We start from the raw sequence: 16080 nt of genomic DNA on the forward strand, positions 1-16080 counted from the left end.
CCCCATGAATCCGACCCAAAAGCTGCTGGTGCTGTATACCGGCGGCACCATCGGCATGCAGATGAGCGCCGCCGGGCTGGCCCCGGCCTCCGGCTTCGAAGCCCGCCTGCGCGCCGAACAGGCCGCCCACCCCGAGCGCCCGGCACCGGCCTGGCAGTTCGCCGAACTGCTGCCGCCGCTGGACAGCGCCAACATGACCCAGGCCAACTGGCTGGCCATGCGCGATGCCATCGTCCACGCGGTGGACGAGGACGGCGTTGACGCCGTGCTGCTGCTGCACGGCACCGACACCCTGGCCTACAGCGCTGCGGCCCTGAGCTTTCTGCTGCTCGGCCTCGACGTGCCGGTGCTGCTGACCGGCTCCATGCAGCCGGCCGGCGTGCCCGGTAGCGATGCCTGGCCGAACCTGTTCGGCGCCCTGGCCCTGCTCGCCGAGGGCGTGGCGCCTGGCGTGCACCTGTATTTCAACGGCCAGCTGCTGCACGGCGCCCGCGCCAGCAAGCTGAAGAGCGAGGCCTTCGACGCCTTCCAGGACACCCGCCGGCCGCGCCACGGCCAGGCCATCGCCGCACTGCCGAGCGCCCTGCACTACCGCCAGCCACGCCGCCCGGTGACGCTGGCCGTGCAGCCGCTGTTCCCAGGCCTGAGTGCGACGCAACTGCGTGCGCTGCTGGCCAGCGGCGTCCAGGCGCTGCTGCTGGAATGCTACGGCAGCGGCACCGGCCCCTCGGACAACCCCGAGATCCTCGCCACCCTGCGCGAGGCCCATGCGCGCGGCGTGGTGCTGGCGGCGATCAGCCAGTGCGCCCAGGGCCATGTCGAGTTCGGCGTGTATGCCGCCGGCAGCGCCCTGGCGCAGACCGGCCTGGTCAGCGGCGGCGGCATGAGCCGCGAGGCGGCACTGGGCAAGCTGTTCAGCCTGCTCGGCGCGGGCCTGGCACAGACCGAGGTGGAGCGCCTGTTCGCCCTCGACCTGTGCGGCGAGCTGGCCGAGTAAGCAGCCAGGGTTCCCGTGGGAGCGGCTTTAGCCGCGATGCTCTTCGGCAAACGGCATCGCGGCTAAAGCCGCTCCTACGAAAGGGTGCGGGCTTGCCTGGAAACCCGGATATCCCTTGCGCCGCTAAGCCTTGAGCGGCGAGAACACCGACCAGCCGATCCGCTCGCTGAGCAGCTCCAGCGCCGCCATGCCGGCCAGCGAGTTGCCGGCCGCATTGAGTTCCGGCGACCACACGCACAGGCTGAAGCGCCCCGGCACCACGGCGACGATGCCGCCGCCGACCCCGCTCTTGCCCGGCAGGCCGACCCGGTAGGCGAAGTTGCCGGCCTCGTCGTACAGCCCGCTGGTGGCCATGATGGCGTTGACCTGCTGGGTCTGCCGCGGAGTCAGTAGCGCCTCGCCGCTGAACGGGCAGACCCCCTGGTTGGCCAGGAAGCCGCAGGCCCGCGCCAGGTCGACGCAGCTCATGGCCAGCGCGCAGTGGTGGAAGTAGCTGCGCAGCACCGTCTCGACCTCATTGTGGAAGTTGCCGAAGGCCTGCATCAGGTAGGCCGCGGCGGCGTTGCGCGCGCGGTGCTGGTACTCCGAGTCGGCCACCTTGCCGTCGGAGTTGAGCTGCGGGTTGCCCGCCAGGCGGCGGACGAAGTCGCGCATGGACAGCGCCGGAGCGGCGAAGCGCGACTGGTTGATGTCGCAGATCACCAAGGCGCCGGCGTTGATGAAGGGGTTGCGCGGCCGGCCGCGCTCGAACTCCAGCTGCACCAGCGAGTTGAACGGCTGGCCGGACGGCTCGTGCCCCAGGCGCTGCCAGATGTCCTCGCCGCCATGCTGGATCGCCTGGACCAGGCTGAACACCTTGGAAATGCTCTGGATGGAGAACAGCGTGTCGGCGTCGCCGGCGGTGTACAGGCTGCCATCGATGCCATACACGGCGATGCCCAGCTGCCTGGCCGGCACCTCGGCCAGGGCCGGAATGTAGTCGGCGACCTTGCCCTGGCCCAGCAGAGGGCGGACCTGATCCAGAATCTCGTTCAACACCGCTTGCATGGCCTGTCTCCACCTATCCACGAGGCGAAATAGACGCCCGGCGCACGCCGTCCATCACAGTTGGCGGTGACCAGCCGCTGCCTGCCGGGGCATGCTTCTTGCTCCTGAATTGGCATCCTTCACTGGCGGTGTCGCCATGCTGCATTCTCACCTCACCACCCTGCACAGCGTCGCCCTGATCCTGCAGATCCTCGGCGACCACCCCGGCGTCAGCGCCGAAGCCCTGCTGGCCGGCAGCGGCATTCGCCTGGCCGACCTGCAGCACCCGGATATCCGCATCAGCACCGCCCAGGAAATGCGCGTGTGCGCCAATGCCCAGGCCCACTGCCAGGAGCTCGGCCTGCTCATGGGCCGGCGCATGCACGTTTCCTCCTACGGCTCGCTCGGTTACACCCTGCTCGCCAGCGCTACCCTGGGTGACGCCCTACGGCTGGCTCTGGAGTACCCGGCGCTGCTCGGCACCTACTTCGAGCTGAGCCTGGTGGACGACGGCGACAGCGTCTGGATGCAGGCCGACGGCTACCGCGACCAGGCCGAACTGCAGACCTTCAACGTGGAGTTCTGCCTGGCCTCGCTCAAGCTGATCTGCGACGACCTGCTCGGCCAGCCGCTGCCCCTGATCGGTGCGCAGTTCCGCCACGCCGCCCCCGCCTACGAGGCGCAGTACGCCGACAGCTTCGCCTGCCCGCGCCAGTTCGGCGCCGCGCGCAACGCCTTCGGCTTCTCCCGCGCCTGGCTGGAGCGGCGCCTGCCCCTGGCCAACCCGGTGACCGCGCGCGACATGCGCGAGCAGTGCCGCCAGCTCAACGCCACCTTCGTCAGCCGGCAGGCCCTGGTCATGCGCTGCCGCCAGCTGCTCGCCGCCCAGTTGCAGGCGCCGCCGGGGCTGGAAGGCCTGGCGCAGCAGCTGCACTGCTCGCCGCGCAGCTTGCGCCGCCACCTGCACGATGCCGGCAGCAGCTACCAGAGCCTGCTCGACGAACTGCGTTTCAGCCGCGCCCGCCAGTTGCTGGAACAGCAGGAGCTGCCCATCCACCAGATCGCCGAGGCCATGGGCTACAGCGAAACCGCCAGCTTCCGCCATGCCTTCCAGCGCTGGAGTGGAGTGCCGCCCAGTCGCTTCCGCGCCTGAGACGGACCTGCGGGCCCCAACAAATTGGCCACATCTATCCCCTTGTGGCCGCTCCGGTCGTTTTCTCCCGGCCACGGCACTGCCAACAATGGCGCCAGATGCATTGCCAGGAGAACAACAAGATGCTGACCCTCTACAGTGATGACCACCGCCTGCACCACGGCCGCTGCGAGCTGATCGACGGCGAGCTGAAGCCCTGCTTCGAGATGCCCTCGCGCGCCGACCACGTGCTGCAACGGGTCAAGGAGCGCAAGCTGGGCGAAGTGCGCGGCCCCAGCGACTTCGGCATGGCGCCGATCGAGCGCATCCACGGCGCCGACTACCTCACCTTCCTCGAAGGTGCCTGGGCGCGCTGGGCCGCCACGGGCAACCCCAACGGCGACCTGCTGCCCTTCACCTGGCCGGCACGCACCCTGCGCCACAAGCTGCCGGACAGCCTGCACGGCCAGCTCGGCTACTACAGCTTCGACGGCGGCGCGCCGATCACCGCCGGCACCTGGCAGGCCGTGTACAGCTCGGCCCAGGTCGCCCTGACCGCCCAGCAGCAGATCAGCCAGGGCGCCCACAGCGCCTTCGCCCTGTGCCGGCCGCCAGGCCACCACGCCGCGGCCGACCTGATGGGCGGCTACTGCTACCTGAACAACGCCGCCATCGCCGCCCAGGCCTGCCTCGACCAGGGCGCCCTGCGCGTGGCCATCCTCGATGTCGACTACCACCACGGCAACGGCACCCAGTCGATCTTCTATGCGCGCAACGACGTGCTGGTGACCTCGATCCACGGCGACCCGAGCTTCGAGTTCCCGTTCTTCCTCGGCTATGCCGACGAGGTCGGCGAGGGCGCCGGGCGCGGCTTCAACCTCAACCTGCCGCTGCCCGCCGGCAGCGCCTGGGACGTCTGGGGCGCCGCCCTGGACAGCGCCTGCCAGCGCATCGCCGCCTATGCCCCGGACGTGGTGCTGGTTTCGCTCGGCGTCGACACCTTCAAGGACGACCCGATCTCCCAGTTCAAGCTCGACAGCCCGGACTACCTGCGCATGGGCCAGCGCATCGCCGCCCTCGGCAAACCGACCCTGTTCGTCATGGAAGGTGGCTACGCGGTGGCGGAAATCGGCATCAACGCCGTCAACGTACTCGAAGGTTTCCAGGGCGCCTGAAGCGCCCCGCATGAGGAGCACACGATGAACAAACTCCACCAGCTGATCGCTACCACCCTGTGCGGCGCCGCCCTGCTGGCCGGCGCGACCCAGGCCCAGGCCGCGGACAAGCAGCGCGAGCTGCGCGTGTACAACTGGGCCGACTACATGCTGCCGGCGGTGCCCAAGGACTTCCAGAAGAACAGCGGCATCCAGCTGACCTGGGACGTGTTCGACACCAACGAATCGCTGGAGGCCAAGCTGCTCACCGGCAACTCCGGCTACGACCTGGTGGTGCCGACCAACACCTTCCTCGACACCCAGATCAAGGCCGGGGTGTTCCAGAAGCTGGACAAGAGCCAGCTGCCCAACTGGCAGCACCTCGACCCCGGCCTGCTCGAGCTGATGACCGCCAACGACCCCGGCAACCAGTATGCCGTGCCCTACATGTACGGCACCGTGCTGATCGGCTTCAACCCGGCCAAGGTCAAGGCCGTGCTCGGCGAGGATGCGCCGGTGGACAGCTGGGACCTGATCTTCAAGGAAGAGAACATCAGCAAGCTCAAGCAGTGCGGCGTGGCCATGCTCGACTCGCCCGGCGACATCCTGCCGATCGCCCTGCACTACCTGGGCCTGGACCCGAACAGCGCCAAGCCCGACGACTACGCCAAGGCCGGCGAGCTAATGCTGAAGATCCGCCCCTACGTCGCCTACTTCCACTCGGCCAAGTACATGACCGACATCGCCAACGGCGACATCTGCGTGGCCATCGGCTACTCGGGCAGCTTCTACCAGTTCGCCAACCGCGCCAAGGAAGCCGGCAACGGCGTGGTGGTCGACTGGCGCCTGCCCAAGGAAGGCGCGCCGCTGTGGTACGACTCCTTCGCCATTCCGAAAAGCGCGAAGAACGTCGCCGAGGCCCACGAGTTCCTCAACAACCTGCTGGAGCCGAAAGTGGTGGCGCCGATCTCCGACTTCCTCGGCTACCCCAACCCGAACCGCGACGCCATGCCGCTGGTCAGCGCCGAGATCCGCGACAACCCCAACCTGACCCCGAGCGCCGCGGCGCAGAAGACCCTCTACGTGCTGCAACCGCTGCCGCAGAAGATCGAACGGGTGCGCACCCGCACCTGGAGCAAGATCAAGACCGGCAGCTGAACCCGGCCCGGCGCCGACCGCCCGGCCGCTGCCGGGGCGGCCGGATGGACAAGGCGGCGGCAGCGGCTTAGCTTGAGAAACCGCCCGTCGCGTCCGTACCGGAGGTTGCCATGTCCGCGCCCAGCCCCTTCTACCGGGAAGCCGGCGCCGGCCCGGCGGTGGTCTGCCTGCACGCCAATGCCAGCAGCGCCGCGCAGTGGCGCCCGCTGCAGGAGAGCCTGGCGCAGCGCTTCCATGTGCTCGCCGCCGACTCCTACGGCGCCGGCAAGAGCCCGCCCTGGCCGGGTGAGCGGCAGATGGCCCTGAGCGACGAAGTCGCCCTGCTGGAGCCGGTGTTCCAGCGCGCCGGCGACTCCTTCTCCCTGGTCGGCCACTCCTATGGCGCCGCGCTCGCCCTGCGCGCCGCCCTCAGCCAACCGCAGCGAGTACGCGCCCTGGTGCTGTACGAGCCGACCCTGTTCAATCTGCTGGATGCCGAACGGCCGGCGCCGAACGCGGCCGACGGCATCCGCGCCACCGTGGCCCGGGCCGTCGCCAGCCTGGCCGCCGGTGATCCGGACGCCGCCGCCGAATGCTTCATCGACTACTGGATGGGCCCCGGCACCTGGGCGGCCACCGCCGCCAGCCGGCGCGGGCCGATCCTCGCCTCGATCGTCAATGTGCGCGGCTGGGCCGACGCCCTGTTTGGCGAGCCGACCAGCCTGGACGCCTGGCGGCAGCTGCAGGTGCCGGTGCTCTACCTGGTCGGCCGGCAGTCGCCGCTCTCGGCCCGCGAAGTCGCCCGCCTGCTCGCCGGCGCGCTGCCCCAGGCGCAGCTGGTGGAGTTTGCCGAGCTCGGCCACATGGGCCCGATCACCCATCCGCAACGGGTCAACCCACTGATTGCCGACTTCCTCCAGCGCCACTGCGGCGCCTGAAGCGCGCTCGACGCGCGGCCGGGCGGGGTCTGGCCATCCGACGCGGCCGGGCAATAACAGATGCCAAATCTACCGGGCCGCAAAACAACTGTACCGCCACGAATTTGCCGCAATTATCACCAGGCATAGCGGAAAATCTCGCCGTATAGCTCACGGCATGACTTTCCACTTATGACCAGTACAGTTGCCGACAAAAGAGCAGTACAGTTACCAAGCTGACTAACAAATAGCCCTGCAATTGATCGCAGCTGTGCCTACAAAAATGACCATAAAGTCAGGAAAATGCCTCTACAGACGAACACTCTCTCACCCCGCCACAAGCGGAAGGAAGCACCACCATGGAACGTACCCTCAGTTCCGACTCGCTCTTTCAAGACAGCTCCAGCAACGTTCGCGGCAGCCTGCCGCTGCAGATCATCGCCACCCTGCTGCTGTGGAAACGCCGCATCGTCAGCCGCCACCAGCTGGCCCGCCTCGATGAACGCCTGCTAGCCGACGCCGGCATCAGCCTATACGAGCGCCAGGTCGAGGTCAGCAAGCCGTTCTGGCGCTAAGCCGCGGCGCGGACCTCGCGTCTGACCGATAAAAAAGGGGGAGCATCATGCTCCCCCTTTTTCATATCTGGCTGTTGGTGGGAGCGAATTCATTCGCGATCAGGGCCTACGCCGGGCTGCCTATTTATCGCGGATAAATCCGCCCCCACTCAAGCTCGATGGCCTGTGCAACCCGCTATTGGGACATGGCCTTTTTCATTGCCGGTCAGCCACTCAGGCTTCGATTTCCACCAGCACTTCGCCCGGCGTTACCCGGTCGCCCTTGGCCACGTGGATGGCCTTGACAGTACCGGCGATCGGCGCCTGCACTTCGGTTTCCATCTTCATCGCCTCGGTGATCAGCACGGCCTGGCCGGCCTTGACCTGGTCGCCCTCCTTGACCAGCACCTCGACGATATTGCCCGGCATGGTGGTGCTGACATCGCCCGGGGCGCTGGCGCTCTTGCGCTTGCTGCCGCCACCGCCGACGAACTGGTTGAGCGGCTCGAACACCACCTCTTCCGGCATGCCGTCGATGGACAGGTAGAAGTGGCGCTTGCCGTCGCCCTTCACGCCGACGCCGGTGATGTCCACCCGGTAACTCTCGCCGTGCACGTCGATGACGAACTCGGTCGGCACGCCTTCGCCGTCGGCCGGGGCCACGCCGCCGGCTTCCGGGATCGGCAGCAGCAGTTCCGGAGTCAGGGTGCCGGCGGCGCGCTCCTCGAGGAACTTGCGGCCGATGTCGGGGAACATGGCGTAGGTCAGCACGTCTTCCTCGGACTTGGCCAGGGCGCCGATTTCCTCGCGCAGCTTGGCCAGTTCCGGCTTGATCAGGTCGGCCGGGCGCACGTCGATCACGTCCTCGCTGCCGATCGCCTGGAAGCGCAGGTGTTCGTTGATCTTGCCCGGCGCCTTGCCGTAGCGGCCCTGCAGGTACAGCTTGACCTCGTTGGTGATGGTCTTGTAGCGCTCGCCGGCCAGCACGTTGAACACCGCCTGGGTGCCGACGATCTGCGAGGTCGGCGTGACCAGCGGCGGGAAGCCGAGGTCTTCGCGCACCTTGGGGATCTCGGCGAACACTTCGTTGATGCGGTGCAGGGCGCCCTGCTCCTTGAGCTGGTTGGCCAGGTTGGACATCATCCCGCCCGGCACCTGGTTGACCTGCACGCGGGTGTCCACCGCGGTGAACTCGCTCTCGAACTGGTGGTACTTCTTGCGCACGGCATAGAAGTACAGGCCGATTTCCTGCAGCAGGGCCAGGTCCAGGCCGGTGTCGTACTCGCTGCCCTTGAGCGCGGCGACCATCGACTCGGTGCCCGGGTGGCTGGTGCCCCAGGCGAAGCTGGAGATGGCGGTGTCGATATGGTCGGCGCCGGCCTCGATGGCCTTGAGCTGGCACATCGCGCCCATGCCGGCGGTGTCGTGGCTGTGGATGAACACCGGCAGGTCGACTGCGGCCTTCAGCGCCTTGACCAGTTCGGCGGTGGCGTAGGGGGTCAGCAGCCCGGCCATGTCCTTGATCGCGATCGAGTCGATGCCCATGGCCTGCATGGCCTTGGCCTGCTCGACGTAGGCGGCCACGGTGTGCACCGGGCTGGTGGTGTAGCTCAGGGTGCCCTGGGCATGCTTGCCGGCGGCCTTCACCGCCTCGATGGCCACGCGCAGGTTACGCACGTCGTTCATCGCGTCGAAGATGCGGAACACGTCGATGCCGTTGACCGCCGCCTTGGCCACGAAGGCGCGCACCACGTCGTCGCTGTAGTGGCGGTAGCCGAGCAGGTTCTGCCCGCGCAGGAGCATCTGCAGGCGGGTGTTGGGCAGTGCGGCCTTGAGCTTGCGCAGGCGCTCCCACGGATCTTCCTTGAGGAAGCGCACGCAGGCGTCGAAGGTGGCGCCGCCCCAGACTTCCAGGGACCAGTAGCCGACCTTATCGAGCTTGTCGCAGATCGGCAGCATGTCTTCGGTGCGCATGCGCGTGGCGATGATCGACTGGTGGGCGTCGCGCAGGATGGTGTCGGTAACGGTGATTTTCTTAGTCATGGCTCAATTCCTCACAGGCCGGCGTGGGCGGCGATGGCGGCAGCGATGGCCAGGGCCAGCTCGTCCGGTTTGCGCTTGATCGAATAGTTGGTCAGTTCCGGGTGGGCTTCGACGAAGCTGGTGTTGAACTGGCCGCTGCGGAACTCCGGGTTGCGCAGGATTTCCTGATAGTAGGCGGCGGTGGTCTTCACCCCCTGCAGGCGCATGTCGTCCAGCGCGCGCAGGCCGCGGTCCATCGCCTCTTCCCAGGTCAGTGCCCAGACGATCAGTTTCAGGCACATGGAGTCGTAGTAGGGCGGAATGGTGTAGCCGGTGTAGATCGCCGTGTCGGTACGCACCCCGGGGCCGCCGGGGGCGTAGTAGCGGGTGATCTTGCCGAAGCTGGGCAGGAAGTTGTTCTTCGGGTCCTCGGCGTTGATGCGGAACTGCAGGGCGAAGCCGCGGTACTGGATGTCTTCCTGCTTGACCGACAGCTCCAGCCCGGAGGCGATGCGGATCTGCTCGCGGACCACGTCGATGCCGGTGATTTCCTCGGTGATGGTGTGTTCCACCTGCACCCGGGTGTTCATCTCCATGAAGTACACCTCGCCCTCGGCGAGCAGGAACTCCACGGTGCCGGCGTTCTCGTAGCCCACCGCCTTGGCCGCGCGCACGGCCAGGTCGCCGATATAGGCGCGCTGCTCGGGGGTCAGCTGCGGGCTGGGGGCGATCTCGATCAGTTTCTGGTTGCGGCGCTGGATCGAGCAGTCGCGCTCGTACAGGTGCACGGTGTTGCCGAAGCTGTCGGCGAGGATCTGCGCCTCGATGTGCTTGGGATTGACGATGCACTTTTCCAGGAACACTTCGGCCGAGCCGAAGGCCTTGGTCGCCTCGGAAATCACCCGCGGGAAATTCTGTTCCAGCTCCTCGCGGCTGTTGCAGCGGCGGATGCCGCGCCCGCCGCCGCCGGAGGTGGCCTTGAGCATCACCGGGTAGCCGATGCGCTCACCTTCGCGCAGGGCCTCGGCGATATCCGCCACGTTGCCTTCGGTGCCCGGGGTGCAAGGCACGCCGGCGGCGATCATGCTGCGCCGCGCCTCGGTCTTGTCACCCATGCGGCGGATCACTTCGGCGGACGGGCCGATAAACTTGATCCCGCGCTCGGCGCAGATTTCCGCCAGCTCGGCGTTCTCCGAGAGGAAGCCGTAGCCCGGGTGGAGGGCGTCGCAGCCGGTTTCCACGGCCAGGTTCACCAACTTGCGCGGGTTGAGGTAGCCGGCCAGCGGGTCGTCGCCGATGCTGTGGGCCTCGTCGGCGCGCTTGACGTGCAGCGCCATGCGGTCCGCCTCGGAGTAGACGGCCACCGAGCGGATGCCCATCTCGGCGCAAGCGCGCACGATACGGACGGCAATCTCGCCGCGGTTGGCGATGAGGATCTTCTTGATCACGAGCCTGGTTCCTCGATCACGTGAACAAACGGCCGCAGCAGGGCGGTCGACGGGTGACCGCAGGGCATGTAGCGGTCTTGCATTTACCCTACGCCGACGCGGTGATTAACCAAAATCAATATTTGTTGGGTTAGTCATTAGCAAAGACTTATAGTTTAACGCACCCCATCCTCTCGACGAGCCCTATTAATGCGTAAGTCATTGATGCGCATGACATTTCGTCAGCTGCAGATTTTCCGCGCGGTGTGCGAGAGCCGCTCCTACAGCCGCGCCGCGGAAGAAATGGCCCTCACCCAGCCGGCCGTGAGCCTGCAGATTCGCCAGCTGGAAGAGCTGATCGACCAGCCGCTGTTCGACTACGTGGCCAAGAAGCTCTACCTGACGCCCGCCGCCGAAGCGCTGCTGAAGGCCAGCGAGGACATCTTCGGCCGCCTGGAGAGCCTCGACATGCAGCTCTCCGACCTGCAGGGCTCGCTGCAGGGCCAGCTCAACCTGGCGGTGGAATCCAGCGCCAAGTACCTGGTGCCGCACCTGTTCGCCGCCTTCCGCGCCCAGCACCCGGAAGTCAGCCTGCAGCTGGTGGTGGTCAACCATGCCCAGGCGGTCAAGCGCCTGTCGGTGAGCCGCGACGACCTGCTGATCATGTCCCAGGTGCCCAGCGAGCTGGCCCTGGACTTCTTCCCGTTCTTCACCAACCCGATCATCGCCGTGGCGCCGCCGAGCCACCCGCTGTGCTCGCTGCAGCGCCTGCGCCTGAGCGATCTCAGCGACTTCCCGCTGCTGGTGCGCGAGGCCGGGTCGGGCACCCGCCGCGCCTGCGAGGAGTATTGCCACCAGAAGCGCGCACACTTCGCCCAGGTCATCGAGATCGGCTCGAGCGAATCCCAGGTCGAAGCGGTGATCGCCGGCCTCGGCCTGGCCCTGCTGCCGCGCCACGCGGTGCGCCTGGAGCTGGCCGCCGGGCTGCTGCGCGAGCTGCCGGTGGAGGAGCTGCCGCTGCTGCGCAGCTGGTGCGTGGTGCACGGCCGCGGCAAGCGCCTGTCGCCGGTGGCCCAGGCCTTCCTCGACTTCATCCGCGCCGAGCGGCTGCAGATCAACCAACTGGCCGAGCGCTTCAACCAGGCCAGCCCACGCAACGAAGACGAGCGGTAGACGCCGCGCCAAGCGAAGCCAAGAGAACTTCGTATATTATATTCGTACGATCTCACCCATCAGGTATCGCCCCGTGCCTCTACCCGCCTTCAGTGCTCCCAATCTGGGTCTCGCGCCATCGGCCTCGGAAACCATCGCCAAGCACCTGCGCGAGGCGATCATCTCGGGGCATTTCGCCGAGGACGAGCCGATCCGCCAGGACGACATCGCGCGGCTGTTCAACGTCAGCAAGATCCCCGTGCGCGAGGCGCTCAAGCGCCTGGAAGCCGAAGGCCTGGTGCTGTTCCAGCGCAACAAGGGCGCAGTGGTCACGCGCATCTCGGAACCCGAGCTGGCGCAGATGTTCGAGGTGCGCGTGCTGCTCGAGGTGCAGGCCATTCGCCTGGCCGTGCCGAACATGACCGAGGCCACCTTCGCCCAGGCGGAAAGCATCTGCCAGGCGTTCCTCGGCGAGCTGGACGTGGGCCGCTGGGCCGAACTGAACTGGCAACTGCATACCTGCCTGTACGAGCCGGCCCAGCGGCCGTTCCTGGTCAGCCTGATTCGCTCCATCCACGACAAGCTGGAGCGTTATCTGCGCATGCAGATGAGCCTGTCGGAAGGCAAGGAGCGCGCCGACCACGAGCACCGCGACATCATCGCGGCGTGCCGCGCCGGGGATGCCGACCTCGCCGCGCAGCTGATCGAGGCGCACATCAACGGCGTCTGCCAGACCCTCTACGCCCAGCTGCCCGGCTACAAGCAGGCCACTTAGCCGGCACTCCGGGCGGCGCCCGCCACTGTGCCGATTTCGTCAGAGGGCCGGCCGAAATCCATCAAGCCGGGCGGGGCCGCGCAGGGTCACCCTTGCAGGCACCTTCCCTGCCCGTGGGGCCAGCCTGATGCAACGTATCCGCGTCCTCGACTCGCACACCGGCGGTGAACCGACCCGCCTGGTACTCGACGGTTTCCCCGATCTGGGCCACGGCAGCATGGCCGAGCGCCGCCAGCTGCTGGCCGAGCGCTTCGACCGCTGGCGCACCGCCAGCGTGCTGGAGCCGCGCGGCAGCGATGTGCTGGTCGGCGCCCTGCTGTGCGCGCCGGTCGAGCCCAGCGCCTGTGCCGGAGTGATCTTCTTCAACAACAGCGGCTACCTCGGCATGTGCGGCCACGGCACCATCGGCCTGGTGGCGTCCCTGGCCCACCTCGGGCGCATCGGCCCGGGCGTGCACCGGATCGAGACGCCGGTCGGCACGGTCGAGGCGACCCTGCACGAGGACCGCTCGGTCAGCGTGCGCAACGTTCCCGCCTACCGCCTGCACCAGGACCTGACTCTCGAAGTCCCTGGCTATGGCACGGTCTGCGGCGATGTCGCCTGGGGCGGCAACTGGTTCTTCCTGATCGCCGAGCACGGCCAGCGGGTTGCCGGCGACAACCTCGACGCCCTCATGGCCTACAGCTGCGCGGTGCAGCAGGCCCTGGAGCACCAGGGCATCCGCGGCGACGACGGCGGCCTGATCGACCACATCGAGCTGTTCGCCAGCGATGAGCAGGCCGACAGCCGCAGCTACGTGCTGTGCCCGGGCAAGGCCTACGACCGCTCTCCCTGCGGCACCGGCACCAGCGCCAAGCTGGCCTGCCTGGCGGCCGACGGCAAGCTGCAGCCGGGGCAGGTCTGGCGCCAGGCCAGCGTGATCGGCAGCCAGTTCGAGGCCAGCTTCCAGTGGGCGGCCGACGGCTCGCAGATCATCCCGACCATTCGCGGCCGCGCCTACCTCAGCGCCGAAGCCGAGCTGCTGATCGAGGACGAGGATCCGTTCGCCTGGGGCATTCGCCTGTGAGCGATGCGCGCAGCGCCGACATCATCGTCATCGGTGCCGGCATAGTCGGCGCCGCCTGCGCCCATCAGTTGGCCCGCCGTGGCCTGCGCGTGCTGGTGCTGGACGCCGGCCTGCGCGCCGCCACGGCCGCCGGCATGGGCCACCTGATCGTGCTCGACGACAACCCGGCGGAACTGGCGCTCAGCCAGTACTCGGTGCAGCGCTGGCGCGACTGGGCCCACGAGATGCCCGAGGACTGCGCCTACCGGCAGAACGGCACGCTGTGGCTGGCCGCCAATGCCGAGGAAATGGCCGTGGCCGAAGCCAAGTTCGGCGTCCTGCGCGAGCACGGCCTGGCCTGCGAACTGCTCGGCGCCCGGGCCCTGGCCGACTGCGAACCCGAGCTGCGCGCCGGCCTGCATGGCGGCCTCAAGGTCACCGGCGACGGCATTCTGTATGCCCCCAACGCCGCCCGCTGGCTGCTGCAACAGCCAACCATCAGCCTGCGCCCGGCCCAGGTGGTGGAAGTCGCGGGCAACCGCGTGCGCCTGGCCGACGGCCAGTGGCTGGGGGCCGACGCCGTCATCCTGGCCAACGGCGTGCACGCCACCGGCCTGTGCCCGGAGCTGCCGATCGAGCCGAAGAAAGGCCACCTGCTGATCACCGACCGCTACCCCGGCATGATCCGCCATACCCTGGTCGAGCTGGGCTACGTCACCAGCGCGCACAACGCCAGCGGCCCCTCGACCGCCGCCAATATCCAGCCGCGCCCGACCGGCCAGCTGTTCATCGGCGCCTCGCGCCAGTTCGGCACCAGCGACCCCGAGGTCGAGCCCTGGATGCTGGCCAAGATGCTGCGCCGCGCCGTCGACTACATGCCGGGCCTGGCCCGGCTCAACGGCATCCGCGCCTGGACCGGCTTCCGCGCGGCCAGCCCGGACGGCCTGCCCCTGCTCGGCGAACACCCGCACCAGCCCGGCCTGTGGCTGGCCGTCGGCCACGAAGGGCTCGGCGTCACCACCGCCCCCGGCAGCGCCGACCTGCTGGTCGCGCAGCTGTTCGGCGAACAGGCGCCGCTGCCCGTCGCCCCCTATCTGCCCCAGCGCTTTCTCGGAGACGCGCATGCCTGAACTCAGTCTCGACGGCCGCCCGCTGCGCGTGGCCGAAGGCACCACGGTGGCCGCCGCCCTGGCGCTCGGTGCCGACGGCTGCTGCCGCACCTCGGTCAGCGGCCAGCGCCGCGCGCCCTTCTGCGGCATGGGCATCTGCCAGGAATGCCGGGTGAACATCGACGGCCAGCGCCGCCTGGCCTGCCAGACGCTGTGCCGCGACGGCATGCGGGTGGAGACGCGCTGATGCATGTCGACCTGCTGATCATCGGTGCCGGCCCCGCCGGCATGGCCGCCGCCCTGGCCGCCGCCCCCAGCGGCGCGCGCATCGCCGTACTCGACGACAACCCGGCCGCCGGCGGGCAGATCTGGCGCGACGGCCCGCAGGCGCAGCTGCCGCCGCTGGCCCGCGAGTACCGCCAGCGCCTGGCCGCACAGGCCAATATCGAGCTGCTGCCGGCCTGCCGCGTGGTCGCCCTGGCCGGCCCCCAGGCGCTGCTGGTCGAAGACCCGCAGCAGGGCCGGGTGATCCACTACCAGAAACTGATTCTCTGCACCGGCGCCCGCGAGCTGCTGCTGCCCTTCCCCGGCTGGACCCTGCCCGGCGTCACCGGCGCCGGCGGCCTGCAGGCGCTGATCAAGGGCGGCCTGCCGGTGCAGGGCGAACGCATCGTCATCGCCGGCAGCGGCCCGCTGCTGCTGGCCAGCGCCGCCACCGCGAAAGAACACGGCGCCAAGGTGCTGCATATCGCCGAACAGGCCGGCTGGGCCGCCGTGGCCGGCTTCGCCGCGCAGCTGCCGCGTTGGCCGCACAAGCTGCTGCAGTCCTTCGGCCTGTTCCACCCCGGCTATCGGGCGAACAGCCATGTCATCGAAGCGCTGGGCGACGGCCGCCTGGAGGCCGTGCGCCTGAGCATCGGCGGGCAGATCCGGGAAGTCGCCTGCGAGCGTCTGGCCTGCGGCTTCGGCCTGATTCCCAATCTGCAGCTGGGCCAGGCCCTGGGCTGCCGCATCGACGACGGCGCCATCGCCGTCGATGCCTGGCAGGCCAGCAGCCTGGCCGGCGTCTACGCCGCCGGCGAGAGCACCGGCTTCGGCGGCAGCGAAAAGGCCCTGGTCGAAGGCGCCATCGCCGGCCATGCGGCGGTCGGCGAGCACGCCGCGGCGCAGCGCCTGTGGTCGCAGCGCCAGCGCTGGCATCGCTTCGCCGCCGCACTGAACGCCGCCTTTGCCCTCGGCAACGAGGTGAAACAGCTGGCCCGGCCGGACACCCTGATCTGCCGCTGCGAGGACGTACCGCTAGCGGCCGTGGCCGATCAGCACGGCTGGAGCCAGGCCAAGATGGCCAGCCGCTGCGGCATGGGCGCCTGCCAGGGGCGGATCTGCGGCGGCGCCGCCCAGGCGCTGTTCGGCTGGCCGGCGCCAGCGCCGCGCCCGCCCTTCAGCCCGGCGCGCATCGACACCCTGCTCCAGCTCGGCGACGACTGAGCCCGTAGGATGGCTTGAGTCGCCTGCGACGATACCCCTCGCAGTGGCCCGCGATGGGTATCGCTGTGCTCAACCCAGCCTACCGGAATAGCTCGCGAGCCTTCTAACAGGCGCCAAGGTGGCAGAGCGCTTGTCCGTTGCCGCC

The 16080-nt window shown here is 68.6% G+C and carries 15 protein-coding genes; 12 read left to right on the forward strand and 3 right to left on the reverse strand.

What is annotated here, in order from left to right; all coding sequences use genetic code 11:
* Nucleotides 1-4: 4 nt before the first annotated feature.
* Nucleotides 5-997 carry an asparaginase gene (locus tag F3I16_RS01510; protein ID WP_160492015.1) on the forward strand — a complete coding sequence of 331 codons (993 nt, stop codon included), beginning with the start codon at nucleotides 5-7 and terminating at the stop codon, nucleotides 995-997.
* A 123-nt stretch (nucleotides 998-1120) separates the two neighbouring features.
* Here F3I16_RS01510 and glsB read toward each other — a convergent pair whose 3' ends face one another.
* Nucleotides 1121-2044: a glutaminase B gene (glsB, locus tag F3I16_RS01515; protein ID WP_160492016.1), complete on the reverse strand. Its 924-nt coding sequence runs from the start codon at nucleotides 2042-2044 to the stop codon at nucleotides 1121-1123.
* Between the two features lie 136 nt (nucleotides 2045-2180).
* Between glsB and F3I16_RS01520 the strand changes: the two genes are divergently transcribed.
* The 5 genes from F3I16_RS01520 (at nucleotide 2181) to F3I16_RS01540 (ending at nucleotide 6938) form a co-directional block, all read left to right on the forward strand.
* Nucleotides 2181-3176, forward strand: coding sequence for an AraC family transcriptional regulator (locus tag F3I16_RS01520; protein ID WP_160492017.1), 996 nt, complete (start codon nucleotides 2181-2183; stop codon nucleotides 3174-3176).
* Nucleotides 3177-3298: 122 nt separating this feature from the next.
* Nucleotides 3299-4330, forward strand: coding sequence for a histone deacetylase family protein (locus F3I16_RS01525; RefSeq protein WP_160492018.1), 1032 nt, complete (start codon nucleotides 3299-3301; stop codon nucleotides 4328-4330).
* Between the two features lie 24 nt (nucleotides 4331-4354).
* Nucleotides 4355-5467, forward strand: a complete 1113-nt coding sequence (locus F3I16_RS01530; RefSeq protein WP_160492019.1) for a polyamine ABC transporter substrate-binding protein — start codon at nucleotides 4355-4357, stop codon at nucleotides 5465-5467.
* A gap of 110 nt (nucleotides 5468-5577) precedes the next feature.
* Nucleotides 5578-6384 (forward strand): alpha/beta fold hydrolase, encoded by an 807-nt coding sequence (locus tag F3I16_RS01535; protein WP_160492020.1) that lies wholly within the window; start codon nucleotides 5578-5580, stop codon nucleotides 6382-6384.
* Nucleotides 6385-6722: 338 nt separating this feature from the next.
* Nucleotides 6723-6938: a DUF1127 domain-containing protein gene (locus F3I16_RS01540; protein WP_160492021.1), complete on the forward strand. Its 216-nt coding sequence runs from the start codon at nucleotides 6723-6725 to the stop codon at nucleotides 6936-6938.
* A 213-nt stretch (nucleotides 6939-7151) separates the two neighbouring features.
* Here F3I16_RS01540 and oadA read toward each other — a convergent pair whose 3' ends face one another.
* Together oadA and F3I16_RS01550 are read right to left on the reverse strand one after the other, a co-directional pair.
* Entirely contained in the window at nucleotides 7152-8960 is a 1809-nt protein-coding gene (oadA, locus tag F3I16_RS01545) for a sodium-extruding oxaloacetate decarboxylase subunit alpha (RefSeq protein ID WP_160492022.1), read from the reverse strand.
* Between the two features lie 11 nt (nucleotides 8961-8971).
* Nucleotides 8972-10387 (reverse strand): acetyl-CoA carboxylase biotin carboxylase subunit, encoded by a 1416-nt coding sequence (locus tag F3I16_RS01550; protein ID WP_160492023.1) that lies wholly within the window; start codon nucleotides 10385-10387, stop codon nucleotides 8972-8974.
* Nucleotides 10388-10591: 204 nt separating this feature from the next.
* Here F3I16_RS01550 and F3I16_RS01555 point away from each other — a divergent pair, with 204 nt between their 5' ends.
* The 6 genes from F3I16_RS01555 (at nucleotide 10592) to F3I16_RS01580 (ending at nucleotide 15935) form a co-directional block, all read left to right on the forward strand.
* Nucleotides 10592-11539 carry a LysR family transcriptional regulator gene (locus F3I16_RS01555; RefSeq protein ID WP_160492883.1) on the forward strand — a complete coding sequence of 316 codons (948 nt, stop codon included), beginning with the start codon at nucleotides 10592-10594 and terminating at the stop codon, nucleotides 11537-11539.
* A 73-nt stretch (nucleotides 11540-11612) separates the two neighbouring features.
* The gene (locus F3I16_RS01560; protein WP_160492024.1) at nucleotides 11613-12293 is read left to right on the forward strand and encodes a GntR family transcriptional regulator; all 681 of its coding nucleotides are present in this window, start codon (nucleotides 11613-11615) and stop codon (nucleotides 12291-12293) included.
* A gap of 127 nt (nucleotides 12294-12420) precedes the next feature.
* The gene (locus F3I16_RS01565; RefSeq protein ID WP_160492025.1) at nucleotides 12421-13359 is read left to right on the forward strand and encodes a 4-hydroxyproline epimerase; all 939 of its coding nucleotides are present in this window, start codon (nucleotides 12421-12423) and stop codon (nucleotides 13357-13359) included.
* Nucleotides 13356-14468, forward strand: coding sequence for an FAD-dependent oxidoreductase (locus F3I16_RS01570; protein ID WP_160492026.1), 1113 nt, complete (start codon nucleotides 13356-13358; stop codon nucleotides 14466-14468). The genes F3I16_RS01565 and F3I16_RS01570 overlap by 4 nt, the downstream gene beginning before the upstream one ends.
* Nucleotides 14461-14694, forward strand: a complete 234-nt coding sequence (locus F3I16_RS01575) for a 2Fe-2S iron-sulfur cluster-binding protein (protein WP_160492027.1) — start codon at nucleotides 14461-14463, stop codon at nucleotides 14692-14694. Before F3I16_RS01570 ends, F3I16_RS01575 begins: the two co-directional genes overlap by 8 nt.
* A complete protein-coding gene (locus F3I16_RS01580; RefSeq protein WP_160492028.1) occupies nucleotides 14694-15935 on the forward strand; it encodes an FAD/NAD(P)-binding oxidoreductase in 1242 nt (413 codons plus the stop codon). The genes F3I16_RS01575 and F3I16_RS01580 overlap by 1 nt, the downstream gene beginning before the upstream one ends.
* The last annotated feature ends 145 nt before the right edge of the window (nucleotides 15936-16080 follow it).

It is taken from the genome of Pseudomonas sp. L-22-4S-12 (assembly GCF_009799935.1).
Classification (GTDB): domain Bacteria; phylum Pseudomonadota; class Gammaproteobacteria; order Pseudomonadales; family Pseudomonadaceae; genus Aquipseudomonas.

What these genes read in the sequence shown, in the direction of transcription:
- oadA (WP_160492022.1), bottom strand. Translation starts at nt 8,960, where the DNA reads ATGACTAAGAAAATCACCGTTACCGACACCATCCTGCGCGACGCCCAC.
- F3I16_RS01580 (WP_160492028.1), top strand. Translation starts at nt 14,694, where the DNA reads ATGCATGTCGACCTGCTGATCATCGGTGCCGGCCCCGCCGGCATGGCC.
- F3I16_RS01575 (WP_160492027.1), top strand. Translation starts at nt 14,461, where the DNA reads ATGCCTGAACTCAGTCTCGACGGCCGCCCGCTGCGCGTGGCCGAAGGC.
- F3I16_RS01530 (WP_160492019.1), top strand. Translation starts at nt 4,355, where the DNA reads ATGAACAAACTCCACCAGCTGATCGCTACCACCCTGTGCGGCGCCGCC.
- F3I16_RS01565 (WP_160492025.1), top strand. Translation starts at nt 12,421, where the DNA reads ATGCAACGTATCCGCGTCCTCGACTCGCACACCGGCGGTGAACCGACC.
- F3I16_RS01555 (WP_160492883.1), top strand. Translation starts at nt 10,592, where the DNA reads ATGCGCATGACATTTCGTCAGCTGCAGATTTTCCGCGCGGTGTGCGAG.
- glsB (WP_160492016.1), bottom strand. Translation starts at nt 2,044, where the DNA reads ATGCAAGCGGTGTTGAACGAGATTCTGGATCAGGTCCGCCCTCTGCTG.
- F3I16_RS01535 (WP_160492020.1), top strand. Translation starts at nt 5,578, where the DNA reads ATGTCCGCGCCCAGCCCCTTCTACCGGGAAGCCGGCGCCGGCCCGGCG.
- F3I16_RS01510 (WP_160492015.1), top strand. Translation starts at nt 5, where the DNA reads ATGAATCCGACCCAAAAGCTGCTGGTGCTGTATACCGGCGGCACCATC.
- F3I16_RS01520 (WP_160492017.1), top strand. Translation starts at nt 2,181, where the DNA reads ATGCTGCATTCTCACCTCACCACCCTGCACAGCGTCGCCCTGATCCTG.
- F3I16_RS01525 (WP_160492018.1), top strand. Translation starts at nt 3,299, where the DNA reads ATGCTGACCCTCTACAGTGATGACCACCGCCTGCACCACGGCCGCTGC.
- F3I16_RS01540 (WP_160492021.1), top strand. Translation starts at nt 6,723, where the DNA reads ATGGAACGTACCCTCAGTTCCGACTCGCTCTTTCAAGACAGCTCCAGC.